Source organism: Macrococcus bovicus, assembly GCF_030376725.1.
GTDB classification, from domain to species: Bacteria; Bacillota; Bacilli; order Staphylococcales; family Staphylococcaceae; genus Macrococcus; species Macrococcus bovicus.
Window position 1 is genome coordinate 1,870,721 of record NZ_CP128470.1, and the last position, 26,410, is coordinate 1,897,130.

Annotated in this window: 19 protein-coding genes and 1 riboswitch; of the genes, 6 read left to right on the forward strand and 13 right to left on the reverse strand. The window is 46.6% G+C overall.

The window, feature by feature from the left end:
• The 4 genes from QSV55_RS10235 to QSV55_RS10250 all read right to left on the reverse strand — a co-directional run bounded on the left by QSV55_RS10235 (window position 1) and on the right by QSV55_RS10250 (window position 4,302).
• Window positions 1–1,170 carry a M20 family metallopeptidase gene (locus QSV55_RS10235; RefSeq protein WP_133452022.1) on the reverse strand — a complete coding sequence of 390 codons (1,170 nt, stop codon included), beginning with the start codon at window positions 1,168–1,170 and terminating at the stop codon, window positions 1–3.
• Window positions 1,171–1,236: 66 nt separating this feature from the next.
• Window positions 1,237–1,333, reverse strand: a riboswitch (SAM riboswitch).
• A gap of 43 nt (window positions 1,334–1,376) precedes the next feature.
• Window positions 1,377–3,038 carry a sensor histidine kinase gene (locus QSV55_RS10240; protein WP_289650105.1) on the reverse strand — a complete coding sequence of 554 codons (1,662 nt, stop codon included), beginning with the start codon at window positions 3,036–3,038 and terminating at the stop codon, window positions 1,377–1,379.
• Window positions 3,035–3,697, reverse strand: coding sequence for a response regulator transcription factor (locus tag QSV55_RS10245; protein ID WP_289650106.1), 663 nt, complete (start codon window positions 3,695–3,697; stop codon window positions 3,035–3,037). The genes QSV55_RS10240 and QSV55_RS10245 overlap by 4 nt, the downstream gene beginning before the upstream one ends.
• Window positions 3,698–3,771: 74 nt before the next feature.
• A complete protein-coding gene (locus QSV55_RS10250; RefSeq protein WP_353507451.1) occupies window positions 3,772–4,302 on the reverse strand; it encodes a GrpB family protein in 531 nt (176 codons plus the stop codon).
• Window positions 4,303–4,459: 157 nt separating this feature from the next.
• On the opposite strand from QSV55_RS10250, the gene QSV55_RS11410 reads away from it, so the two are divergent.
• The 3 genes from QSV55_RS11410 to QSV55_RS10270 are packed head-to-tail and all read left to right on the forward strand — an operon-like array spanning window position 4,460 to window position 7,620.
• Window positions 4,460–5,980, forward strand: coding sequence for a pyridoxal-phosphate dependent enzyme (locus tag QSV55_RS11410; RefSeq protein ID WP_434784201.1), 1,521 nt, complete (start codon window positions 4,460–4,462; stop codon window positions 5,978–5,980).
• A complete protein-coding gene (locus tag QSV55_RS10265) occupies window positions 5,980–7,134 on the forward strand; it encodes a bifunctional cystathionine gamma-lyase/homocysteine desulfhydrase (protein WP_289650107.1) in 1,155 nt (384 codons plus the stop codon). Before QSV55_RS11410 ends, QSV55_RS10265 begins: the two co-directional genes overlap by 1 nt.
• 12 nt (window positions 7,135–7,146) lie before the next feature.
• Complete coding sequence (locus QSV55_RS10270) at window positions 7,147–7,620, forward strand: S-ribosylhomocysteine lyase (protein ID WP_289650108.1); 474 nt, start codon at window positions 7,147–7,149, stop codon at window positions 7,618–7,620.
• 36 nt (window positions 7,621–7,656) lie between these two features.
• On the opposite strand, the gene QSV55_RS10275 is transcribed toward QSV55_RS10270, so the two are convergent.
• A complete protein-coding gene (locus QSV55_RS10275; RefSeq protein WP_289650109.1) occupies window positions 7,657–8,217 on the reverse strand; it encodes a hypothetical protein in 561 nt (186 codons plus the stop codon).
• Between the two features lie 129 nt (window positions 8,218–8,346).
• On the opposite strand from QSV55_RS10275, the gene QSV55_RS10280 reads away from it, so the two are divergent.
• Complete coding sequence (locus tag QSV55_RS10280; protein ID WP_165983751.1) at window positions 8,347–8,619, forward strand: hypothetical protein; 273 nt, start codon at window positions 8,347–8,349, stop codon at window positions 8,617–8,619.
• A 38-nt stretch (window positions 8,620–8,657) separates the two neighbouring features.
• Here the strand turns inward: QSV55_RS10280 and QSV55_RS10285 are convergent, their stop codons facing one another.
• The 5 genes from QSV55_RS10285 to QSV55_RS10305 form a co-directional block, all read right to left on the reverse strand.
• On the reverse strand, window positions 8,658–9,005 hold the full coding sequence (locus tag QSV55_RS10285) for a DoxX family protein (RefSeq protein WP_133452013.1): 348 nt from the start codon (window positions 9,003–9,005) through the stop codon (window positions 8,658–8,660).
• Window positions 8,998–10,170 (reverse strand): phosphopentomutase, encoded by a 1,173-nt coding sequence (deoB, locus tag QSV55_RS10290; protein WP_133452012.1) that lies wholly within the window; start codon window positions 10,168–10,170, stop codon window positions 8,998–9,000. Before deoB ends, QSV55_RS10285 begins: the two co-directional genes overlap by 8 nt.
• 10 nt (window positions 10,171–10,180) lie before the next feature.
• Window positions 10,181–11,482: a pyrimidine-nucleoside phosphorylase gene (locus tag QSV55_RS10295; protein ID WP_289650110.1), complete on the reverse strand. Its 1,302-nt coding sequence runs from the start codon at window positions 11,480–11,482 to the stop codon at window positions 10,181–10,183.
• A 15-nt stretch (window positions 11,483–11,497) separates the two neighbouring features.
• Window positions 11,498–12,160, reverse strand: a complete 663-nt coding sequence (deoC, locus tag QSV55_RS10300) for a deoxyribose-phosphate aldolase (RefSeq protein WP_289650111.1) — start codon at window positions 12,158–12,160, stop codon at window positions 11,498–11,500.
• A 95-nt stretch (window positions 12,161–12,255) separates the two neighbouring features.
• Entirely contained in the window at window positions 12,256–12,720 is a 465-nt protein-coding gene (locus QSV55_RS10305; protein WP_289650112.1) for a Dps family protein, read from the reverse strand.
• 80 nt (window positions 12,721–12,800) lie between these two features.
• Between QSV55_RS10305 and QSV55_RS10310 the strand changes: the two genes are divergently transcribed.
• Entirely contained in the window at window positions 12,801–13,481 is a 681-nt protein-coding gene (locus QSV55_RS10310; RefSeq protein WP_289650113.1) for a hypothetical protein, read from the forward strand.
• Between the two features lie 27 nt (window positions 13,482–13,508).
• Here the strand turns inward: QSV55_RS10310 and QSV55_RS10315 are convergent, their stop codons facing one another.
• Window positions 13,509–14,441, reverse strand: coding sequence for an LCP family glycopolymer transferase (locus tag QSV55_RS10315; RefSeq protein WP_289650114.1), 933 nt, complete (start codon window positions 14,439–14,441; stop codon window positions 13,509–13,511).
• A 102-nt stretch (window positions 14,442–14,543) separates the two neighbouring features.
• On the opposite strand from QSV55_RS10315, the gene QSV55_RS10320 reads away from it, so the two are divergent.
• Entirely contained in the window at window positions 14,544–14,702 is a 159-nt protein-coding gene (locus QSV55_RS10320) for a hypothetical protein (RefSeq protein WP_165983750.1), read from the forward strand.
• Between the two features lie 61 nt (window positions 14,703–14,763).
• Here the strand turns inward: QSV55_RS10320 and QSV55_RS10325 are convergent, their stop codons facing one another.
• Both QSV55_RS10325 and QSV55_RS10330 read right to left on the reverse strand, forming a co-directional pair.
• Window positions 14,764–15,123: a transcriptional regulator, SarA/Rot family gene (locus tag QSV55_RS10325; protein ID WP_289650115.1), complete on the reverse strand. Its 360-nt coding sequence runs from the start codon at window positions 15,121–15,123 to the stop codon at window positions 14,764–14,766.
• Window positions 15,124–15,533: 410 nt separating this feature from the next.
• The gene (locus QSV55_RS10330; RefSeq protein WP_289650116.1) at window positions 15,534–26,228 is read right to left on the reverse strand and encodes a YSIRK-type signal peptide-containing protein; all 10,695 of its coding nucleotides are present in this window, start codon (window positions 26,226–26,228) and stop codon (window positions 15,534–15,536) included.
• Window positions 26,229–26,410 lie beyond the last annotated feature (182 nt).

The following is a 26,410-nucleotide window of genomic DNA, read 5'->3' on the forward strand; positions in this document are numbered from 1 at the left end:
TTACTCCTTATGTAGTTGCTTAATTTGATTTAATACTTCAGGCTTAGTAATCAGTTCAACAGCCATTGTCGCCATGATACGTGCACCCTGCAGGAGCGCATGGTCACCGCCCGGACTTGCTGCTGCTTCCCTGAATTCCGGTGTGTGTCCCACCAGTGTAGAAGGCCCCATTTTTAAATGAGGATGAATGGTCGGTATGACATGACTCACATTACCCGTATCAGTTGAACCGAAACCAAAATCATCATGTTCAATCGGTTCATTGTGTTTCTTCGCATGGCGTTCAAATAAATCATCGAGACGGTCATTCAAGATGAATTCATCGACACCATTCTGAATACGGTTCAGTTTAGCCGTTCCGCCTGCCATGCGAGCAGCACCGTGTGCGATTTCTTCTACTTTATCAGTCAGACTATTCAGCTGTTTGCGTGATAAGGCCCGGGTATAGAGCCGAGCTTTCGTGTAATCCGGGATGATGTTCGCACTTGCACCGCCATCCAGAATAACACCATGAACCTTATCACGTGGTTTGATATGCTGTCTCAGCTGAGCGATACCGTTGAAGAAACTGATCATCATATCGAGCGCATTGATGCCGTTGAACGCACTTTCAGAAGCATGTGCACTCTTACCGAAGAATTCCACTTCAAAGACATCAACTGCGAGTGTAGGGACGGTGCGGTATGATTCATGTCCCGGATGAATCATCAGTGCGACATCACTATCGTCAAAGAGTCCCGCTTTGACATAGCTTGCCTTCGCGCTACCATTGACGCCCCCTTCTTCTGCAGGTGATCCGAATACTTTGATAGTACCCCCTATCTCATCAATCACTGTCTGCAGACTAAGGGCAGCAAGCACACTACTTGTCCCGATAATATTATGGCCACATGCATGACCGAGTTCCGGCAATGCATCGTATTCCGCGAGAAAAGCAATAGTAGGACCTGGTTTTTCACTCTTGTATGTCGCAATGAAACCTGTCGCATGACCTGCAATATCCCGTTCCAGTTGAAAATCATTGTCCTGAAGAAGATTGGATAATTCCGCTGATGCGAAGAACTCTTCATTGCCGAGTTCAGGTCTTGCATGTATTGCATGACTCAGTTCAATTATACTTTCTTTATGCTGATTAATATATTCTAAAATACGCTTTTCATATTGTTCCATCAAAAGACTCCTTTATTTCCGTACACTTAACAAAAGAGACATTCCACGATAAGGAATGTCTCTGCAATCTTATCTGTCAGCTATGCTGGAGGACTTAGCACCTTGCCAAACGGTAGGTTGCTGGATGTCATCGGGCCTATCCCTCGATCCTTCTTGATAAGTATGGAATTATTTAATGATTACTATATAATTTTCTGATTGTTTCGTCAATCATTTAATTCGCGTGGCAGCCTGATCTGGAATTTTGTTCCTGCTATTGAGCTATGGACGCTGATCTGTCCTTGATGATTTTCAACAATCTGCTTAGCAACGGCGAGGCCGAGACCTGAACCTTCGTTATTAGTAGTCGTATTGGTCCCTCTATAATAACGATTGAAAATATAAGGAAGCTCTTCTTGCGGGATACCTTTACCATTGTCGCCGATTTCGATGACAATGTCAGGGTCATCAGCGAATGAATTGATCCACACTTCGATATCCTCATTATAAGTGAAGGCATTAGACACGATATTCATCAGCACCCGATTCATCCGCTCTTTATCAAGTTTAACAGTCTGGTTCAGCCGGTTGACCGCATACAGGTTCGGATGATCGAAGGAATCAATAAACTGCTGAATATATTCACCTACATTGACCGTTTCTTTATTAAACTCAAGATGATGGTTCTTCAGCTGGTAGGTCATATTCAGGTCTTTTAACAGCGAATCGATATAAAGCGCCTTGTCTTCAATAATTTCAGCAAACTTCTTACGGTCCTCGCAACTGATTTCAAGATCACTGTTCAAGAGTTTACTGTAGCCATAGATCGAACTGAGCGGCGTCTTAAAGTCATGCGTGATACCTGACACCCATTCATCACGGAGCGTTGAAATGCGATTCTGGTAAGTCCGGTCATTATCCAGCTTCTCTGTCAATTCGCGGATGGATTCATCTACAGACGTATACATCCGGTATTTTCTACGCATGCGGTCCCGTCTATAGATATGATGATTATCAGGGACGCGGTAGATGCCTCTGCTCAACTGACTCAGCCAGTCAACAAAATGAATAAGCGGCCGTGCAAAATTCCGGCTCACATAATAGGCAAGTGCCAATATCAGCCCGAAGATAAGCGATGAATAAATGAGATACCAGAGCAGGAAATTTAAAGCAAAGGCCATGAGATCTTTATCCATAAAAATGCCGTTCTCTGCCAGAATAATTCGTTTGTCCCGGGCGTTCTGATTTTCTGCTACAAATAAGTAATAGTCATCATCATGCATTGTTTCCTGCAGCACATACTTATTGAAATTATCATTATTCAGATCTTTGAACCAGTTCTCTTCCACATCTTCGGTTTTAAAATTACCGTAGATTTTGACCAGTTGATCTTTTTCCATATTCTGCTTGAAAAGCGACAGATTATGTTCATCCATATAGCGATGAAGCGCCACAGTCTCTTCTAAATCAAATAACTCTGCCGCTTTAACCAAGGGCTGCCGATTGATGAGCACTGCCTGATACCGCTCAGTCAGTGACCACGTCGTGACCCCTTGCAGATAGTACCAGCTAAGCGTATGGATTTTTTCATGATTATTGAAGGACTTGATGATATCGCCGTGACTATTACGTATCAAAAGCATACTGTCCTGCTCTTTCAGCGCTTCAGAGAGCTCTTGATGAATCGTAATATTTTTCTCATCACTGACGTCAATCAGACTTTGGATCGTCTCCGTCGTCTGCGCCTGTAATGTGCCGCTATTCATATTATTGGACGAACGTATCATTAAAATCACAATCAATAGAAGCAGAAGTAAATTGATCAGCACATAGAACAATGAAAAGTAGCCAATGAATTTCCAGGTGAATTTGCGTGCAGTTGTCTTCACTTGTGTGCCACTTTCAAGATGTAACCGACGCTTCTGACAGTCAGAAGTCTGACGGGGTCGCTCGGTATCTCTTCAATTTTTTCACGTAATTTCCTTATATGGACCATCACTGTATTTTCATCGATGAACCGATTGTCCCAGACCGCCTCGTAGATCTCTTCTTTCGTCAGGACTTTATTCTGGTTCTCAAATAAATACTGCATGAGAAGATACTGTTTTCCTGACAAATGATAGACTTTATCCTTCACTGTCAGCTCAGCCGTGCGTTCGTCGAAAAAGAAATCAATCGGCTGCTTTGCTCTCAGATAACGATCGACATTCGCTTTCACCCTTGCAGCAAGAATCAACGGATTAAATGGTTTGGTGATATAATCATCTGCACCGGTGGCAAAACCGGTGAGTTTATCTTCATCTGTGACATTCGCCGATACATATAAAATCGGTGCATCTGACTGGTGACGAATGCGCTCTGCCAGATCGTACCCTTTCCCGTCCGGTAGATTGATATCCAGTATATAGGCATCGTAATGCAGAGACTGCTTATAGGCATCCTGAAACGTATGCACGAGATCAATAGTCTCATAACCTTCCCGCTGCAGAATAAACTTGATCATCTCAGCAATCTCCACTTCATCTTCTACAATCAATATACTGACCATCCAACCACTCCTTTACGTCTTTATAGCATGTAAGCGCCTACTCTTCAAGGCTTACTCACAATTTTAAGGAAACTTTAAGATAAAGGGTGATGCCTATCATACCAATCCACGGCCTTCATCTCCATTACCTGGACAAAGATATCTTTGCCATTGATATAAGAGGTGATATCAGAAGGATAGAGCTTCGCGAGTTCTGATTTCAAATGACCGTATCGCTCTGCTTCTCCACTAAAAGCCCGGAGATAATCCCTGAAAGCAAGATGACGTTTAATATTCATGTCTCCTTCAGCATAGACATGGAGATGATGGCTACGCATATCTCCGCCTTTTTGGAAGTAGCGGCGTCCTGTGATGCCATTTTCACCTTTCATCTCATAACCGATGGCAATCAGTTGATCATTTAACTTATCCATCTGCTCAATATCCTCTACTACAATCATGATATCGATGACCGGTTTTGCAGCCAGACCAGGCACGGCTGTTGAACCGATATGATGAATCGCCACCAGCTGATTCTTAAAAATGGCTTCTAGTCTCTTTTTTTCTTCTAAATATAGATGCTGCCAGATACTATCATAGGGCATCACTTCCACTCTTCTCATCATTCATTCCCTCCCTCATTGTTCATGCATGTTCAGCTTTCCGTTATTATAATATTTTGTTCGCTTTTTCACAAAGCATTTCATTGTAATCAGTGTGACTTCATGATACTATTAATTCCGACTTAATTGATAGGTTTAATACACTATAGGAGTGAACTATATGTCACCAGCTTTTATGGATATTTTTGAACAATGGGCGGACAAGTATGATCATGCAGTAGAAGGTCATGACCCTGAATATAGAGATGTATTTACGAACTACCCTTTTATGCTTAGTGAAGCAGCTAAACAAGCAAGAGGTAAAACGATTGAGTTCGGCCCGGGTACAGGCAACTTAACTTTACTGCTGCTGGCTAAAGGCTTGGACGTCACAGCTGTTGAGCCAAGTGAAGAGATGGCTGCTATCGGCCAGGAGAAGACTGGTCTGATATTTGAGCACGGTGATTTCCTTAATTACAAGGCGCAGCGAGCAGATACCATCATCAGTTCTTTCGCCTTCCATCACCTGACGGATGAAGAAAAAGAACGTGCTATCAAGAACTATGCAGAGACCTTGTCTGATAACGGGCAGATTATTATCTTGGATACGGTATTCAACAGTCCGGAAGAGAAGCAGGATATGATTCGCTATTACGCCGATCTCGGCTATGATAATCTCGTCGCAGACTTGAACCGTGAATACTATCCATTTAAAGATGTCATGAAAAATATCGCCAATAAGCTGGGCTTCACTTACTCAGCCACTCAGCTCAATAAGTTCGCCCATCTGCAAGTCCTCAGAAAAAAGCACTACAAGAAACCTGCTGACCTGATCGGGCAGACCCCCCTCGTTGAACTGACAAACTTTCAGTTACCGCCAGGCGTCCGATTATTCGCTAAACTCGAAATGTACAATTTAGGCGGCTCTGTTAAAGATCGTCTCGGTCAGAACATCATTGATTCAGCTGTACGACGCGGAGAGGCAGCAGATGAAGTCGTCGAAGCTACAGCCGGCAACACAGGTATCGGGCTTGCCCTTGCCTGCCAGCAGCACGGCTTAAAATTAAAAGTCTTCGTTCCTGAGAAATTCAGTGTCGAGAAGCAGGAGATCATGCGTGCACTCGGAGCAGATATCGTGCATACAGATTCCGCTCTTGGTATGGTAGAAGCAAGAAGACAAGCTCAAGCATATGCTGAAAAAACGGGGGCTTATTATGCCAACCAGTTTGAAACAGAAGACAATCCGGCAAGTTACTCAGGCCTTTACAACGAGCTGATCGATGAACTAGGGACAATCGATATGGTGGTCGCAGGAGCCGGGAGTGCCGGTACTTTCACAGGACTTGCTGAACGCCTGAAGCCTTATACGCGTACCGTTATCGTTGAACCAGAAGGCTCCATCTTAAATGGCGGGCCAAGCGGTTCACATCGAACTGAAGGCATCGGGGTAGAAGTGTGGCCGGACTTCCTGAAACATGACTTGATTGACGCCATCGAGACCATTTCTGATGATGAGGCTTTCCAGATGGTCAAAGACCTCGCACGAAAAGAAGGCTTACTTGTCGGCAGCTCATCCGGTGCAGCAATGGTCGCCGCTCTTAATCAGGCAGAATACGTAAAAGGCAACATTGTCGTCATCTTCCCTGACGCAAGTGACCGCTATATTTCACAGCAAATTTTTAAAACAAAAGGAGAATTATAATGCAGAAAAAAACAATGATGATTCACGGCGGCAAAACAGTCGATGAATTTACAGGTTCAGTCAACACCCCTATCTATCAGACAAGCACCTATAAACAAGATGGTATCGGTAATCTCCGCCAGGGCTACGAATACTCACGTACAAAAAACCCGACACGTACAGCACTTGAAACGTTAATCGCTGATATTGAACACGGGACGCACGGTTTTGCTTTCGGCTCAGGCATGGCAGCTGTTTCTACTGCTATCATGCTGCTCAATGCAGGCGATCATATCGTTGTCGGTTCAGACGTTTACGGGGGCACATACCGTGTCTTCACTAAGGTGTTTGACCGCATTGGTATCGAATCTACTTTTGTTGATACAACTGACGCAGAAGCCGTTAGAGCTGCGATTACAGACAGAACAAAAATGCTGTATATTGAAACCCCGACAAATCCTCTGCTGAATGTCACTGATATCGCAGAGATGGCAGCAATCGCCAAAGAGAACAACTTAATCTCAGTCGTTGACAATACGTTCATGACACCTTACTTCCAGAATCCACTTGATCTAGGGGCAGATATCGTCCTCCACTCCGCAACTAAATATATCGGTGGTCACAGTGATGTGGTTGCAGGTTTACTCGTCACTAAAGACGATCAGATTGCCGAGGACTTAGGTTTCATTCAGAACTCTGTCGGCGGCATCTTAGGACCACAGGACAGCTTCCTTCTTGTCCGCGGCATTAAGACCCTGGCACTGCGAATGGAACAGACTGAAAAAACGACAATGCAGCTGGTTGACTATTTAGTGAATAACGATACAGTGACTAAAGTCTTCCATCCAAGCTTACTTGAAGGGAAACAACTGGAAGCACAGAAACGCCAGTCATCTGGTTTTGGCGGCATGATTTCATTTGATGTCGGTTCTAAAGAACGTGCTGAAGCCCTCGTGAAGTCCCTGAAATACTTTACACTTGCTGAATCACTTGGCGCGGTTGAAAGCCTGATTTCTGTTCCGAGTCAGATGACACATGCTTCTATCCCACGTGAGCGACGTCTAGAACTAGGGATTACAGATGGCTTAGTTCGTATCTCAGTGGGTATTGAAGATAGTGCAGATTTACTTGAAGACTTGCAGAATGGCTTCAAAGCCATCGAATCCATCAAATAAGGAGAGAATCTCATGCAAAAAATGAACGTAGAAAGTTTCAACCTGGATCATACAAAAGTTGTAGCACCTTTTGTCCGTTTAGCAGGCATCAAAGAAGGCCAGAACGGGGATGTCATCCACAAATATGACATCCGCTTCAAACAACCGAATAAAGAACACATGGAAATGCCGGCGCTCCACTCTCTGGAGCACTTAATGGCTGAAAATATCCGTAATCATACGGATAAAGTTGTTGATATTTCACCGATGGGCTGTCAGACAGGCTTCTACTTAAGCTTAATCAACCATGATAATTATGATGATGTACTCGCTATCCTTGAGAAAACATTGAATGATGTCAAAAATGCGACAGAAGTACCTGCCTGCAACGAAGTACAGTGCGGCTGGGCAGCCAGCCACTCATTAGAAGGTGCGCAGCAGTTAGCAGAAGAAATGCTCGCGAAAAAAGAAGAGTGGAAAGTGATCTACCAGAACGATGCCGAATAAATAGGAACAGCCTCTGAAAATTCAGAGGCTGTTTTTTTAATATCTGATTATATTCGCTGCATTATAGACATCAGGGAAGTCATTCAGCACATTGTCTTTGTCATCAAGAATGGTCATCTGTATTTTATCCGCTACATCAATCGCTTCGATTTCCTCAATAGTTGTTTCCGGTTTTGCTTCAAACTGGAAGGTCACTGTATAGTCTGCGCGGTCACTTCCAGCTGTTACCTCTTCCCCTTTAATGACTCTAGCAGATTCCTGAAAGAGTGACTGATATTTCTCAGGTAATATGAGTTTGAAATAGTAATTCGGACGATTGTTAATCAGATAATCGATCAAGACTTGGTTGATACGATAATCCACATGGACAGTTAAAGCGGTCTCAGCTGCATCCAGTCGTACATTTTTAACCATAAAGTGTGGCATATAGAATTCATGACCTATTGTTTTGTTGAATATCTTCACATCATCTGTTCCTTTTTGTTGTGATTTATTTTTTAATAATGCGTAGCCAACAGATACAGCACCGATTGCAAGTCCTGCAACCAGCGGTAGATTAGATTTCTTTTTAGGTTCATAGTGATAAGGACAGCCCATTATGATTCCTCTTTTCATTTTTCTTTTACTATACCCCCTTTCCTCTGCATCCATTCATACATTCATTTACAAAACCTTCATATGCGTTTAATAATCAGATGTTATGATTGTGGCAATGGAGTTGATGATATGTTCAATCAGAATGAGCGAATGACTTTAATGAAAAAATATGGTAAGGACGAAGCTGTGGAGCTTTATAACAGCTATAAACAGATGATCAGCAGTGCTTCAATTCGTGACTATAAGCAATCTTTAAAATCTTATCTGTCAGATGAATCTTCGCCGCTGGATGACGCAATCGCCTTTCTTGATTACTGCTATGCCTTTAAGAAGAGCAACTATGAGGTGATAGCAGACTGGCTCTATACATTACGTGCCATCCAGATGCAGTTGGAAAAATAAAAAGTAGAAGCTGAAAATCAGTCTTCTACTTTTTGCGTTTATAGTTTATCCATTTCTTTGATTAACAGCCACTGCAGAGGCAGTCGCCCCCAAAGTGCGGCCGGAGAAAGCTGCTTATCTCCTATGCCTATCTTCTTCATCGCCATATAGACATTGGCCGGGAAGACGGCAATGAGAAACAGTTTGAGGATGGCTTTAAATAATGACCCTGGCTTTCTTAAGATCATTCCTAGACCGAAGAAAATTTCCATCACACCTGTCAGATAAACAATCTCCTTTTTTAAGGGGATCTTCGGCGGCACTATTTTAGTGAATGATGGCTCATGCACAAAATGCAGAACCCCTGCTGTCGTATAGGCTAGTCCATAGATTAAGCGTCTAATCATGCAGTTCACCTAGGTAACTTTGGCCGAACTTCGGTAATGCGACCCCAAAATTGTCAGCAACCGTTGCTCCAATTGAGGCAAATGTTGTATGGCCCTCCAGTTCATGTCCTTTCTTGAACTGCGGACTGTACATCAGGAGTGGAACATATTCACGTGTATGGTCTGTTCCCGGTGCTGTTGGGTCATTACCATGATCAGCAGTGATAATCAGTAGATCATCCTGACGAAGTTGAGGCAGCAGCTCGCCTAATCGCTCGTCGAATTCCTTAATGGCATTGGCATAGCCCTCTTTATTACGACGATGACCGAAAAGCGCATCGAAATCAACTAGATTAAGGAAACTGAGTCCTTCAAAGTCTTTTCTGACCACCTTCATCAGCTGATCCATGCCATCCATATTGTCTTTCGTCCGAATTGCTTCAGTCACCCCTTCACCATCATAAATATCATTGATTTTACCGATGGCAATCACATCTTTGCCGGCATCTTTCAGCTCATTCATCACAGTGCGGTCAAATGGTTTAAGCGCATAGTCATGACGATTGGACGTACGGGTAAAATTGCCCGGCTCACCTACATATGGACGGGCGATGATACGACCGATCAAGTATTTAGGATCTTTTGTCAGTTCCCGTACTTTCTCACAAATATCGTACAGCTCTTCAAGCGGAATGATTTCTTCATGCGCTGCAATCTGCAGCACGGGATCAGCAGATGTATAGACGATTAAGTCGCCTGTCTTCATCTGATGTTCACCATACTCATCGATGATAGCTGTACCAGATGCCGGTTTATTCGCGACGACTTTACGGCCGGACAGCTTTTCGATTTCCTGTACTAATTCATCAGGAAATCCATCCGGGTAGACTTTGAATGGTTGATCGATATTCAGACCCATAATCTCCCAGTGTCCCGTCATCGTATCTTTGCCGACAGATGCCTCGCTGAGTTTCGTGTAGAAAGCAGCCGGTTCATTTACTGGTTTGACAACAGGAAGCTCGGCAATATTACCCAGTCCCAGTTTCTCGAGATTCGGCAGTTCACCTTCAAATCCTTCAAGTGTATGAGATAATGTATGACTGCCTGTATCGCCGAATTTATCGGCATCCGGTGCTTCCCCGATACCTACGGAATCCATAACGATTAAGTGGATACGTTTAAACATGTGATTCCTCCTATTCTGTGATGATTGTATGAATCAGCTTCGGTGCTTCAGCCTGTTCAGCAATCTCAATATTCGCATAGATTTTCTCTTTAACGTCTTCAACATCTTCACGGTTTGAGTAGATAGTTACGAGTGATTCGCCTTCTTCTACTTTGTCACCGACTTTTTTCCGGAGCATGAGACCGACAGCAAGGTCAATTGTATCTTCTTTAGTTGCACGTCCTGCGCCAAGAAGCATGGAGGCAATGCCTATTTCATCCGCCACTATTCTGCTGACAAAACCTGATTGCTTCGCTGGTACTTCGATTTCATAGGCTGCTTGCGGCAATAATGACACATCGTCTACCACATCGCCATTACCGCCCTGATTTTCAAGGAAGGTACGGAACTTCTCAAGCGCCTTGCCGTTATCAATGACTTCCTGCAGTTTGGCGCGCGCTTCATCAAGTGTCTCTGCACCGCCCCCTAACACAACCATCTGACTGCCTAATGTCAGTACAAGTTCATTAAGATCGTCCGGACCTTGTCCTTTCAATGTTTCAATTGCTTCCTTGACTTCAAGCGCATTACCAATCGCATAACCAAGCGGCTGGCTCATATCAGAGATAATCGCCATCGTACGACGACCGACATTATTACCGATTTTAACCATGGCGTGTGCTAACTTTTCGGCATCTTCATCTGTTTTCATGAATGCGCCTGCACCTGTCTTAACATCAAGGACGATAGCATCAGAACCCGCTGCTATCTTCTTGCTCATGATGCTGGAAGCAATAAGTGGGATGCTGTTGACTGTACCTGTTACATCACGGAGTGCGTAGAGTTTTTTATCGGCTGGTGTCAGATTGCCTGTTTGTCCGATAACTGCAATCTTATCTTCATTGACGAGACGGACGAACTCTTCATCAGAGATTTCAACATGGAAGCCTTCAACTGCTTCCAGCTTATCGATTGTCCCGCCTGTGTGACCGAGTCCACGGCCGCTCATCTTCGCAACAGGAATATCCAGCGCTGCGACTAATGGTGCGAGTACAAGCGTTGTCGTATCACCGACACCACCCGTTGAGTGCTTATCGACTTTGATACCTTCTATCTTGCTCAAGTCGATCTGATCACCACTTTCAACCATAGCCATCGTTAAATCCGCACGTTCCTGGTCATCCATGTCCTGGAAGTAAATGGCCATTGCAAGACTGGAGGCCTGGTAATCAGGAATGTCACCTGCGGTATAGCCCTTAATAAAGAAGTTGATTTCTTCAGTCGTCAATTTACCGCCATCACGTTTTTTCGCAATAATATCAACCATTCTCATGACTGAATCCCCCTTTTAGTAGTCTTGACTGGATTGCTGCCCATTCAGAATATCGACACCCGCACTTGCACCAATACGTGTTGCACCTGCTTCAATCATACCGTTCACATCTTCTACAGAACGAACACCACCAGAAGCTTTGACACCCATATCAGGTCCCACTGTTTCACGCATTAATCTGACATCTGCAACTGTTGCGCCGCCAGTAGAGAATCCTGTAGAAGTTTTGACGAATGTCGCTCCTGCTTTTTTTGCAAGTTCAGATGCACGTCGCTTTTCGTCGTCTGTTAGAAGACTTGTCTCAATAATCACTTTTGTTGTCACACCTGCCGCAGCGTCCACTACAGCTTTGATATCTTCATAGACTAAATCATCATTCCCATCCTTCAGGGCGCCGATATTAATGACCATGTCTACTTCGCCTGCACCATTTTCGATGGCGTCCTTCGTTTCAAATGCTTTCACTGCTGAAGTTGTCGCGCCTAAAGGGAAACCGATGACTGTACAGACTAATACATCCGTCCCTTTCAGCTGTTCAGCACAATGTTTAACATGTGTGGGGTTGACACATACACTCATAAAGTTATATTCCTTTGCTTCTGCGACAAGTTTATTGATTTGATCAGTTGTTGCATCCGCCTTCAATAAAGTGTGATCGATGTATTTCGCTAATTCCATGTTAAATTCCTCCTATATATTAGTTAATTTCATTATAGCATTTCAGCAGCTTTAAACAAAAAAAAGCACGCGGCTAAGCCGCATGCAATCTATTGTTAACCTAAATAAGATTTAAACATCCAGTTATGTTTTTCAAGTTCCGTAATCATGCCGAGGAACATGTCCGCAGTCATTTCATCACCTGCAGCTTCAGCCGTCTCCTGACCTTCTTTCAACTGCTCAATCAGTTTGTCAAAGTCTTTGGACAGATCAGCAACCATATCTTCAGCTGTTAAATCCTTCTTCGCTTCTTTGACGACAGATAATTCCAGAGATTCCTTTAAGGTTGCGACAGGGTTACCACCAATAGCTAGAATGCGTTCTGCCAGCTCATCGATATAAGTGCCTGCTTGTGTATAAAGCTCTTCGAATTTGGTATGAAGCGCGAAAAAGTTAGGACCTTTCACATACCAGTGGTAATTATGAATCTTAGTATAAAGAACAGTCCAGTCAGCCACTTGCTGATTCAATGCTGCCACTACTTGATTATCCTGTGTCTGAGCTTTCTTAGCTTTAGCCATGTTTATCATCCTCCATATTTATCGTTATTATGACTTTACCCGTTTTTATTGGGTATAATACATAAAAAAAGGAGTATTCTATGACAAGCAAACTATTTTTCCCTATCATCTGCGTTATCAGTGCAGCTATTCTGATTTTTACGATGCATTTCTGGAAAATTCCGGCTAATGATGCGCTGCACTCTGATACATTTGTCATCGCTCTCATTGTGATGGCGGTCATAGCCGGGCTCATCGGTTATCTTTACAGTGTTGCTGCATACAAGGTGGATAATGACCCAACGCTTGAACATAACGAACAGGACCGTCAGTCATTCAAGAAGTTCTCATTGATGAACATTGCCATGATTATCTCATTCTATGTGGCACTTGCCTCACTTCTCATGGTTGCACTCAATCAAGTGTCATTATGGCTCAGCATTGTCAGCATCGTTGTATTCATCCTTATCAGCCTCCTGCGCTATTATGGCTACGGCATGATCAATAAACTTTATCCGGAGCGTGAGCTGCCGAATAACTTTGACAGTGAATTTGATGACAAATTGATCGAAACATTGAATAAAGAAGAAATGATTGTGATTTTTACCGGTCTTTATAACGCATTCAAATTGACGAATATCCTGTTGCCTGCTTCCATGCTGCTTCTTACTTTATACGGTCTTGAAACAGGACAGCCGCAGCACTTCGCCATAATCATCATTCTTTTATGTGCCGTTGCTATTAATATTATCTACCAGCTGACCGTGCGTAAAATGATATAAAGAAGGGACTCGATATGAGTCCCTTCTTTATTTAAGATTCTCTTTATAAACATCTGAAATCTGCTGCTTTTTATTCTCATCGGCAAGGAAATACCAGAGGCCATCGTCCATAATCTGTCCTGTACCTTCAAGCTGATATTTCTCCACATTGTTCAACGTCTTAGAATAACCTGATTGCAGTGAAGTTAAATCAGAGAATGTCATATCAGTGATGACGTTTTTCGAAGCTGTTTTTAAGATGCCATCAAAATTAGTTACAGATTCTGCGGAGAGTAACTTATGTGCTAAACCTTGGATAACAATCTGCTGACGTTCCTGCCGTCCGAAATCATTCCCAGCACCATCTTCTTTACGGCTTCTGACAAAAGCCATAGCTTTGTCACCGTCTAAATGCGTCTTTTGTCCTTTAACAAAATGATAAATGTCATAAGTAAATGTTGCATTGCTGACTACATCCACCCCACCCACTGTATCAATTAATTCCTGCAGACCATCCATATTGACAGCTGCATAGTAATCAATAGGTACATTCATCAATTTTTCAATAGAATCAACTGCCATTTTGGCACCGCCATATGAATAAGCATGCGCGATTTTCTCTCTGGTGTTATGTCCGACTATCTCGCTATATGTATCACGAGGGATGGAGACCATAACGGTCTTCTTATTATCAGGATTAATGCTGAGAAGAATAATTGTATCTGTGCGACCATGATCGCCTTCAGCCAAACGTGTAGCGTTCGAATCTACACCAAATAACGCCACTGATACCGCGTCTTTATTTTCAATATCGACAGCTTTATCCCTTAAGACAGATTTTTCACGCCCCGCAATCGGTTCATGAATTGAATCCGCCGTCCCTTTCACCTTAAAATATGCATACCCGACTAATCCACCGGCAACTAAAAGCACGACAAGCGCAATGCCCACCAGCCAGCTGAAACACCCTTTTTTCTTCATTTATCCACCTCTTCTAATTTCCACAACTTTTTCATTTATACTGTATCATAATACAATGAAAATTTATAGAACGGGTATAATTAGTGAAAAGGAGTGACTATTATGGAACATATGACTTCAGATGAAATTGCACATTTAACGCAAGCTACTTCTATGGTAAAAAAAGAGGAATGTCCTCATAAACGGATAGTCGATCAGCAGGGCATCTATATTTGCCTGGACTGCGGGATGGAATCCCGGCAATTACAAGATTTCAAGTGATATTCTTATTAAAGGGATTCATTCAAATACTGTATGTTTTTAATTCATCTGATTAAAATTACTATGTATATATCTCTTTAATCATATCACTGAAGTGCTGAAGCAAGCTTATGACTTCCTCTTTATTTTCCTGATTGATACATAAGTTTACGGTTCTCTCATCTTTAGGTTCTCTTCGCTTCATAATCAGTTTAAGATTATGAAGTTTTTTTATTGATTTATTCACCTGATTAATTTTAATCGTATCATTTTGAATAAGATTTTTTAGTTGAATATTTCCTGCTTCATAAATGATCAGTAGTAATTCCAAATCATACATACTTAACTGATGTTCATTGAAGAATGCATCGAATATTTTTCTCATTTTATTAACTTCCATAAAAAAATTATGAGCCGTTTCCGTTGACTGTTGATCGATCATCATACCCTCCTACTTTCATGTACAATTTCAAGACATTTATAAGCATTACTCATATATTTTAAACTAAAAATTTATTTAAAGCGAATGTTTTTTAATGATTCTTCTGGATTATATATGATTCTTAAATATAGTATTAAAATCCCTATGAAGCTAGTCTTCATAGGGATTTTAGTTGTAGTTATTAAGTTAATTTTTACTCCATTAATCTTGAAGCCGCGTCTCTTCGTATTGAATATCAATCAGCTTATATTCACTAGAATAAAATTAGATAACTATTATTAAAACTTATTTACAGATTATATTCAGTTCGAATCCCAAATCTTATTCAGCCAAATTAAAATACCCCGAAAGTTAGACATTAAGACTAACTTTCGGGGTGTAGTACAGAATTAATTCCTGCCTTTTAACTTCTATTTTTCTTCAGCTTCATCTTCTTTTCTTCTGCGTGATCCCATAAAGAGTAAACCACCAAGAAGTGCAGCTGTACCTGCAAGTAAACCATTGTTATCAGCTTCACCTGTATCAGGTAATGATTTTAATTCATCAGTTTTTGATGGAGAGTCTGATGTTGTTTCACTATTATTCATTGGAGTAGCTGCATTGTTGTCAGCAATTGGATTGCTGATCGGAGCAACTGTGCCACCATCACCAGGGTTAGTTACAACTGGGGTTGTCGGAGTTGCCGCAGTTGGCTTCTCGATGATATCTGGCACGCCGTTGCCGTCTGTGTCTGTCGGTTTCGTGCTGTTGTCCGCTGACTCCTCACCGTTCGTCTTGCCGTCTCCGTCTGTGTCGATTGAGCCGTCAGGCACACCTGGTGTTGTGTCAGGGTCCAGCGGGTTCGTGCCGACCACGATCTCGTCTGAGTCGTTCACGCCGTCGTTGTCATCATCTGTGTCCGTCGCGTCTGGTGTGCCGTCACCGTCTGTATCTGTCGGCGGTGTCACCACAACTGGTTTCTCGATGATATCTGGCACGCCGTTGCCGTCTGTGTCTGTCGGTTTCGTGCTGTTGTCCGCTGACTCCTCACCGTTCGTCTTGCCGTCTCCGTCTGTGTCGATTGAGCCGTCAGGCACACCTGGTGTTGTGTCAGGGTCCAGCGGGTTCGTGCCGACCACGATCTCGTCTGAGTCGTTCACGCCGTCGTTGTCATCATCTGTGTCCGTCGCGTCTGGTGTGCCGTCACCGTCTGTATCTGTCGGCGGTGTCACCACAACTGGTTTCTCGATGATATCTGGCACGCCGTTGCCGTCTGTGTCTGTCGGTTTCGTGCTGTTGTCCGCTGACTCCTCACCGTTCGTCTTGCCGTCTCCGTCTGTGTCGATTGAGCCGTCAGGCACACCTGGTGTTGTGTCAGGGTCCAGCGGGTTCGTGCCGACCACGATCTCGTCTGAGTCGTTCACGCCGTCGTTGTCATCATCTGTGTCCGTCGCGTCTGGTGTGCCGTCACCGTCTGTATCTGTCGGCGGTGTCACCACAACTGGTTTCTCGATGATATCTGGCACGCCGTTGCCGTCTGTGTCTGTCGGTTTCGTGCTGTTGTCCGCTGACTCCTCACCGTTCGTCTTGCCGTCTCCGTCTGTGTCGATTGAGCCGTCAGGCACACCTGGTGTTGTGTCAGGGTCCAGCGGGTTCGTGCCGACCACGATCTCGTCTGAGTCGTTCACGCCGTCGTTGTCATCATCTGTGTCCGTCGCGTCTGGTGTGCCGTCACCGTCTGTATCTGTCGGCGGTGTCACCACAACTGGTTTCTCGATGATATCTGGCACGCCGTTGCCGTCTGTGTCTGTCGGTTTCGTGCTGTTGTCCGCTGACTCCTCACCGTTCGTCTTGCCGTCTCCGTCTGTGTCGATTGAGCCGTCAGGCACACCTGGTGTTGTGTCAGGGTCCAGCGGGTTCGTGCCGACCACGATCTCGTCTGAGTCGTTCACGCCGTCGTTGTCATCATCTGTGCCCGTCGTGTCTGGTGTACCGTCTCCGTCTGTATCTGTCGGCGGTGTCACCACGACCGGCTTCTCGACGATGTCAGGGATGCCGCTGCCGTCTTTATCCGTCGGATTCGGCAGGGTCTCATCTGATTCGTCACCGTTGCTGATGCCGTCGCCGTCCGTATCGATTGAGCCGTCAGGCACGCCTGGTGTTGTCTCTGGATTGAGTGGATCTGTGCCCACCACGATCTCATCTGAGTCTGACACGCCGTCGTTGTCATCGTCTGTGTCCGTCGCGTCTGGTGTGCCGTCACCGTCGGTGTCTGTCGGCGGTGTCACCACGACCGGTTTCTCAACGATGTCAGGGATGCCGCTGCCGTCTTTATCCGTCGGATTCGGCAGGGTCTCATCTGATTCGTCACCGTTGCTGATGCCGTCGCCGTCCGTATCGATTGAGCCGTCAGGCACGCCTGGTGTTGTCTCTGGATTGAGTGGATCTGTGCCCACCACGATCTCATCTGAGTCTGACACGCCGTCGTTGTCATCGTCTGTGTCCGTCGCATCAGGTGTGCCGTCTCCGTCTGTATCTGTCGGCGGTGTCACCACGACCGGTTTCTCAACGATGTCAGGGATGCCGCTGCCGTCTTTATCCGTCGGCTTCGGCAGGGTCTCATCTGATTCGTCACCGTTGCTGATGCCGTCGCCGTCTGTATCGATTGAGCCGTCAGGTACACCTGGTGTTGTCTCTGGATTGAGTGGATCTGTGCCCACCACGATCTCATCTGAGTCTGACACGCCGTCGTTGTCATCGTCTGTGTCCGTCGCATCAGGTGTGCCGTCTCCGTCGGTGTCTGTCGGCGGTGTCACCACGACCGGCTTCTCGACGATGTCAGGGATGCCGCTGCCGTCTTTATCCGTCGGATTCGGCAGGGTCTCATCTGATTCGTCACCGTTGCTGATGCCGTCGCCGTCGGTGTCAAGGCTGCCATCAGGTACACCCGGTGTTGTCTCTGGATTGAGTGGATCTGTGCCCACCACGATCTCATCTGAGTCTGACACGCCGTCGTTGTCATCGTCTGTGTCTGTCGCATCAGGTGTGCCGTCTCCGTCTGTATCTGTCGGCGGTGTCACCACGACCGGCTTCTCGACGATGTCAGGGATGCCGCTGCCGTCTTTATCCGTCGGATTCGGCAGGGTCTCATCTGATTCGTCACCGTTGCTGATGCCGTCGCCGTCGGTGTCAAGGCTGCCATCAGGTACACCCGGTGTTGTCTCTGGATTGAGTGGATCTGTGCCCACCACGATCTCATCTGAGTCTGACACGCCGTCGTTGTCATCGTCTGTGTCTGTCGCATCAGGTGTGCCGTCTCCGTCTGTATCTGTCGGCGGTGTCACCACGACCGGCTTCTCGACGATGTCAGGGATGCCGCTGCCGTCTTTATCCGTCGGATTCGGCAGGGTCTCATCTGATTCGTCACCGTTGCTGATGCCGTCGCCGTCGGTGTCAAGGCTGCCATCAGGTACACCCGGTGTTGTCTCTGGATTGAGTGGATCTGTGCCCACCACGATCTCATCTGAGTCTGACACGCCGTCGTTGTCATCGTCTGTGTCCGTCGCGTCTGGTGTGCCGTCACCGTCGGTGTCTGTCGGCGGTGTCACCACGACCGGTTTCTCAACGATGTCAGGGATGCCGCTGCCGTCTTTATCCGTCGGATTCGGCAGGGTCTCATCTGATTCGTCACCGTTGCTGATGCCGTCGCCGTCCGTATCGATTGAGCCGTCAGGCACGCCTGGTGTTGTCTCTGGATTGAGTGGATCTGTGCCCACCACGATCTCATCTGAGTCTGACACGCCGTCGTTGTCATCGTCTGTGTCTGTCGCATCAGGTGTGCCGTCTCCGTCTGTATCTGTCGGCGGTGTCACCACGACCGGCTTCTCGACGATGTCAGGGATGCCGCTGCCGTCTTTATCCGTCGGATTCGGCAGGGTCTCATCTGATTCGTCACCGTTGCTGATGCCGTCGCCGTCGGTGTCAAGGCTGCCATCAGGTACACCCGGTGTTGTCTCTGGATTGAGTGGATCTGTGCCCACCACGATCTCATCTGAGTCTGACACGCCGTCGTTGTCATCGTCTGTGTCCGTCGCGTCTGGTGTGCCGTCACCGTCGGTGTCTGTCGGCGGTGTCACCACGACCGGTTTCTCAACGATGTCAGGGATGCCGCTGCCGTCTTTATCCGTCGGATTCGGCAGGGTCTCATCTGATTCGTCACCGTTGCTGATGCCGTCGCCGTCCGTATCGATTGAGCCGTCAGGCACGCCTGGTGTTGTCTCTGGATTGAGTGGATCTGTGCCCACCACGATCTCATCTGAGTCTGACACGCCGTCGTTGTCATCGTCTGTGTCCGTCGCATCAGGTGTGCCGTCTCCGTCGGTGTCTGTCGGCGGTGTCACCACGACCGGCTTCTCGACGATGTCAGGGATGCCGCTGCCGTCTTTATCCGTCGGATTCGGCAGGGTCTCATCTGATTCGTCACCGTTGCTGATGCCGTCGCCGTCGGTGTCAAGGCTGCCATCAGGTACACCCGGTGTTGTCTCTGGATTGAGTGGATCTGTGCCCACCACGATCTCATCTGAGTCTGACACGCCGTCGTTGTCATCGTCTGTGTCTGTCGCATCAGGTGTGCCGTCTCCGTCTGTATCTGTCGGCGGTGTCACCACGACCGGCTTCTCGACGATGTCAGGGATGCCGCTGCCGTCTTTATCCGTCGGATTCGGCAGGGTCTCATCTGATTCGTCACCGTTGCTGATGCCGTCGCCGTCGGTGTCAAGGCTGCCATCAGGTACACCCGGTGTTGTCTCTGGATTGAGTGGATCTGTGCCCACCACGATCTCATCTGAGTCTGACACGCCGTCGTTGTCATCGTCTGTGTCCGTCGCGTCTGGTGTGCCGTCACCGTCGGTGTCTGTCGGCGGTGTCACCACGACCGGTTTCTCAACGATGTCAGGGATGCCGCTGCCGTCTTTATCCGTCGGATTCGGCAGGGTCTCATCTGATTCGTCACCGTTGCTGATGCCGTCGCCGTCCGTATCGATTGAGCCGTCAGGCACGCCTGGTGTTGTCTCTGGATTGAGTGGATCTGTGCCCACCACGATCTCATCTGAGTCTGACACGCCGTCGTTGTCATCGTCTGTGTCCGTCGCATCAGGTGTGCCGTCTCCGTCGGTGTCTGTCGGCGGTGTCACCACGACCGGCTTCTCGACGATGTCAGGGATGCCGCTGCCGTCTTTATCCGTCGGATTCGGCAGGGTCTCATCTGATTCGTCACCGTTGCTGATGCCGTCGCCGTCGGTGTCAAGGCTGCCATCAGGTACACCCGGTGTTGTCTCTGGATTGAGTGGATCTGTGCCCACCACGATCTCATCTGAGTCTGACACGCCGTCGTTGTCATCGTCTGTGTCTGTCGCATCAGGTGTGCCGTCTCCGTCTGTATCTGTCGGCGGTGTCACCACGACCGGCTTCTCGACGATGTCAGGGATGCCGCTGCCGTCTTTATCCGTCGGATTCGGCAGGGTCTCATCTGATTCGTCACCGTTGCTGATGCCGTCGCCGTCGGTGTCAAGGCTGCCATCAGGTACACCCGGTGTTGTCTCTGGATTGAGTGGATCTGTGCCCACCACGATCTCATCTGAGTCTGACACGCCGTCGTTGTCATCGTCTGTGTCCGTCGCGTCTGGTGTGCCGTCACCGTCGGTGTCTGTCGGCGGTGTCACCACGACCGGTTTCTCAACGATGTCAGGGATGCCGCTGCCGTCTTTATCCGTCGGATTCGGCAGGGTCTCATCTGATTCGTCACCGTTGCTGATGCCGTCGCCGTCCGTATCGATTGAGCCGTCAGGCACGCCTGGTGTTGTCTCTGGATTGAGTGGATCTGTGCCCACCACGATCTCATCTGAGTCTGACACGCCGTCGTTGTCATCGTCTGTGTCTGTCGCATCAGGTGTGCCGTCTCCGTCTGTATCTGTCGGCGGTGTCACCACGACCGGCTTCTCGACGATGTCAGGGATGCCGCTGCCGTCTTTATCCGTCGGATTCGGCAGGGTCTCATCTGATTCGTCACCGTTGCTGATGCCGTCGCCGTCGGTGTCAAGGCTGCCATCAGGTACACCCGGTGTTGTCTCTGGATTGAGTGGATCTGTGCCCACCACGATCTCATCTGAGTCTGACACGCCGTCGTTGTCATCGTCTGTGTCCGTCGCGTCTGGTGTGCCGTCACCGTCGGTGTCTGTCGGCGGTGTCACCACGACCGGTTTCTCAACGATGTCAGGGATGCCGCTGCCGTCTTTATCCGTCGGATTCGGCAGGGTCTCATCTGATTCGTCACCGTTGCTGATGCCGTCGCCGTCCGTATCGATTGAGCCGTCAGGCACGCCTGGTGTTGTCTCTGGATTGAGTGGATCTGTGCCCACCACGATCTCATCTGAGTCTGACACGCCGTCGTTGTCATCGTCTGTGTCCGTCGCGTCTGGTGTGCCGTCACCGTCGGTGTCTGTCGGCGGTGTCACCACGACCGGTTTCTCAACGATGTCAGGGATGCCGCTGCCGTCTTTATCCGTCGGATTCGGCAGGGTCTCATCTGATTCGTCACCGTTGCTGATGCCGTCGCCGTCTGTATCGATTGAGCCGTCAGGTACACCTGGTGTTGTCTCTGGATTGAGTGGATCTGTGCCCACCACGATCTCATCTGAGTCTGACACGCCGTCGTTGTCATCGTCTGTGTCCGTCGCATCAGGTGTGCCGTCTCCGTCGGTGTCTGTCGGCGGTGTCACCACGACCGGCTTCTCGACGATGTCAGGGATGCCGCTGCCGTCTTTATCCGTCGGATTCGGCAGGGTCTCATCTGATTCGTCACCGTTGCTGATGCCGTCGCCGTCGGTGTCAAGGCTGCCATCAGGTACACCCGGTGTTGTCTCTGGATTGAGTGGATCTGTGCCCACCACGATCTCATCTGAGTCTGACACGCCGTCGTTGTCATCGTCTGTGTCTGTCGCATCAGGTGTGCCGTCTCCGTCTGTATCTGTCGGCGGTGTCACCACGACCGGCTTCTCGACGATGTCAGGGATGCCGCTGCCGTCTTTATCCGTCGGATTCGGCAGGGTCTCATCTGATTCGTCACCGTTGCTGATGCCGTCGCCGTCGGTGTCAAGGCTGCCATCAGGTACACCCGGTGTTGTCTCTGGATTGAGTGGATCTGTGCCCACCACGATCTCATCTGAGTCTGACACGCCGTCGTTGTCATCGTCTGTGTCCGTCGCGTCTGGTGTGCCGTCACCGTCGGTGTCTGTCGGCGGTGTCACCACGACCGGTTTCTCAACGATGTCAGGGATGCCGCTGCCGTCTTTATCCGTCGGATTCGGCAGGGTCTCATCTGATTCGTCACCGTTGCTGATGCCGTCGCCGTCGGTGTCAAGGCTGCCATCAGGTACACCCGGTGTTGTCTCTGGATTGAGTGGATCTGTGCCCACCACGATCTCATCTGAGTCTGACACGCCGTCGTTGTCATCGTCTGTGTCCGTCGCGTCTGGTGTGCCGTCACCGTCGGTGTCTGTCGGCGGTGTCACCACGACCGGTTTCTCAACGATGTCAGGGATGCCGCTGCCGTCTTTATCCGTCGGATTCGGCAGGGTCTCATCTGATTCGTCACCGTTGCTGATGCCGTCGCCGTCCGTATCGATTGAGCCGTCAGGCACGCCTGGTGTTGTCTCTGGATTGAGTGGATCTGTGCCCACCACGATCTCATCTGAGTCTGACACGCCGTCGTTGTCATCGTCTGTGTCCGTCGCGTCTGGTGTGCCGTCACCGTCGGTGTCTGTCGGCGGTGTCACCACGACCGGTTTCTCAACGATGTCAGGGATGCCGCTGCCGTCTTTATCCGTCGGATTCGGCAGGGTCTCATCTGATTCGTCACCGTTGCTGATGCCGTCGCCGTCCGTATCGATTGAGCCGTCAGGCACGCCTGGTGTTGTCTCTGGATTGAGTGGATCTGTGCCCACCACGATCTCATCTGAGTCTGACACGCCGTCGTTGTCATCGTCTGTGTCCGTCGCGTCTGGTGTGCCGTCACCGTCGGTGTCTGTCGGCGGTGTCACCACGACCGGTTTCTCAACGATGTCAGGGATGCCGCTGCCGTCTCTATCCGTCGGATTCGGCAGGGTCTCATCTGATTCGTCACCGTTGCTGATGCCGTCGCCGTCGGTGTCAAGGCTGCCATCAGGTACACCTGGTGTTGTCTCTGGATTGAGTGGATCTGTGCCTACCACGATCTCATCTGAGTCTGACACGCCGTCGTTGTCATCATCTGTATCCGTCGCGTTTGGTGTGCCGTCACCGTCTGTATTACGTTGAACTGTAATAATTATTTGAGAAGTTGTAGTATTTCCATCAACATCTTTTGCTGTTACTTCAACAGTATAATCTCTTGTTTCTTCATTTACATTCCAATCATTGATTAAAGGCGTACCAGTAATTTCATTTGTATTTTCATCATAAGTTAAACCAGGCGGTAGAGTTGAAGAATTAACTGTAACAGTCGGTGTAGAATTATCATCAGTTGCTGTTACAACAATTGGATTTATAGGTACATTCTCCACAACAGTTTGATTTTCAACGGTGATTACAGGAGCATCAGATTGATTAGGATTTGGATCAATAATATCAGGAATATTATCGCCATCATAGTCATAGAAATCTAAATATGCACTTGCATATGATCCTTCAAGCGGTCTAAAAGGAGCACCTTTATCTTCTCGCGAATCAAGTAATCTACCATCATCTAAATAATCTTCTTCTAGCCATGAATAAAAATCTAATCGCGCACTTTCATAATTAGTATTTAAATCAGTTGAAATAGTCTGTAACGTTTCGCCAGGTAATAATTTATATGAAAGAGTATAACTTCTAGATTGTCCTAACGTCCCAAAGAATACATTTGCATCAAGTGTTGCTCGTGCATCATCAAAATCAGCCACAGAAGTTGGATTATCTAAAATTGAAATAGAATTAACTTTGCTAGTATCTACAAAACCATTCGCATCCGCAAAAACATTTACAACTCTATTAGGAGATAACTTATTACCAAATTCATCAGACACATATAACTCTATAGAATTTAAATCGATATATGGAAGGAGTTCCTTAGGGATTTGTTCTTTAATATAAACTACCCAATCATAATTAGTTTGCAGAAAGTTTTGATTCGGTTTAAAACTGTGAACAGAATTGATTGTATTCGCTGTGTCATTGTAATAAATGACATTCTTCATTTCGCCAGCTGTGAAGTCAGTAGATTTACTATTAGCAACATCAGTTGGTATTGTCGGCGTAATCAATGAAGTATCTATACTTGAAGAAGCAATTTCACCGTTATTATTTGTCCAAGTATGCAAAACGTACACAGGATTATCGTTACTATAACCTAAAGACTCTAACGTCTGACCATCCTTTAGAGTAATAATAACAGGATGATTAGTTGCAACCCCTATTAACCCAGAATTAACCGTTTGACCATTAATAGGCGCGCTCCAATTTGAACCATCACTGTTGCTAGTCATACTTATACCATTAAGGGTTATTGACTCAATTTGACTAGCAAAATCAGATTGTGCAAAAGATAAATTAACCTGCCCACCATTAACGAACTGGCTTTGAAGTTCTAACCATTTAGTTAATGTTAATTGAATCTTATTTGTTGTATTATTCTGATCTTGGTTAAGACCTGCATATCGTAAAGACGAATCTACTACAGTAGTTGCATCATATCTCAAATCACGCAGTAAATAGGCATACTCCGAGTCTTCAGGGAAAACATAAGTTGTAGCATCAGCCGCTACAGCTGTTGCAACTAAAGTAGAATAAGGCACATCTGATAATAAGCTTATAGTCATTACTTGTTCTTGAGACAAGGTAATTGAATCCATATCAGTGGCAGCAGTTTTCTCTCGTACAGGTGTAGCTTCAACTGTATTTGCTTGTTGATTCTCTGCGAGAGCAATAAGCAATAAGGTCATAAGTTCTTCTGATGATAAATTATTATAATCAAGATTAAGTTGTTCCAAAATATTATTTTGATTTGTTGCAGTTGTATTTGTGGCATCCGAAATATAATTACTTAATATTTCTTTCTTCTCTTCTTCGGTAGATGCTAAATCTAATTGATTAATGACTTTAGCAACATCCGTTAGTGCCACAGGCGCTTCTGAAGTTGAACTTTCTATTGGTGCTTCTGTTGTCGCTGCTTCTGTCGTTGCTGCTTCTGTCGTCGCTGCTTCTGTCGTCGCTGCTTCTGTTGTCGCTGCTTCTGTTGTCGCTGCTTCTGTTGTCGCTGCTTCTGTTGTCGCTGCTTCTGTTGTCGCTGCTTCTGTTGTCGCTGCTTCTGTTGTCGCTGCTTCTGTTGTCGCTGCTTCTGTTGTCGCTGCTTCTGTTGTCGCTGCTTCTGTCGTTGCTGCTTCTGTTGTCGCTGCTTCTGTTGTCGCTGCTTCTGTCGTTGCTGCTTCTGTTGTCGCTGCTTCTGTTGTCGCTGATTCCGTTGTCGCTGCTTCTGTCGTCGCTGCTTCTGTCGTTGCTGCTTCTGTTGCAACTACATTTGCTGTTACTTGTGCCACCGCACTAGCAGTACCTTGAGCATTAAATGCTGTCACTGAAACAACTTCTCCACTTGCTACTGTTAGATCATTAAATGTGAAGGATCCATTTACTACATCAGCTGACACAACCGTTCCATCTGCAAGTTTCAGTTCAACCTTTGTTGCATTTGCAGCCTGCCCTTTTAATGAGGTGTTATCAGCACTGAATGTCAGATCCGACGGTGTAGCTGGCGCAGTAGCCGCTTCTGTCGTTGGCGCTTCTGTCGTTACTGCTTCTGTTGTCACTGCTTCTGTTGTCGCTGCTTCTGTCGTCGTTGCTTCTGTTGTCGCTGCTTCTGTTGTCGCTGCTTCTGTTGTCACTGCTTCTGTAGAAACTAGTGTGTCTCCTTCTGCTGCACTCGCATCTTGGCTGTGGCCAAGAAACATTAGAGAGCCAATCAGAATTGATGCGGTGCCTACCGTGAATTTACGGATTGAATACTTGTTCAGGCGATTAGGGATGAAATCAAATCTTCTGTTATTAGGCTTTTTATTCATTTTTCCTCCATTCGCATTGTAAACAATGCTTTTAAAAATATTTATAATTCTTTAATTAAAATCATTACAATTGTACATGATAATTTTAAATATTAAACAACATTTTGTTTTAAAATAAAGAATGAATTAAATATTTTAAATATTATACTTTTAATTAATAGTATATTTTTAAATATTAAGCA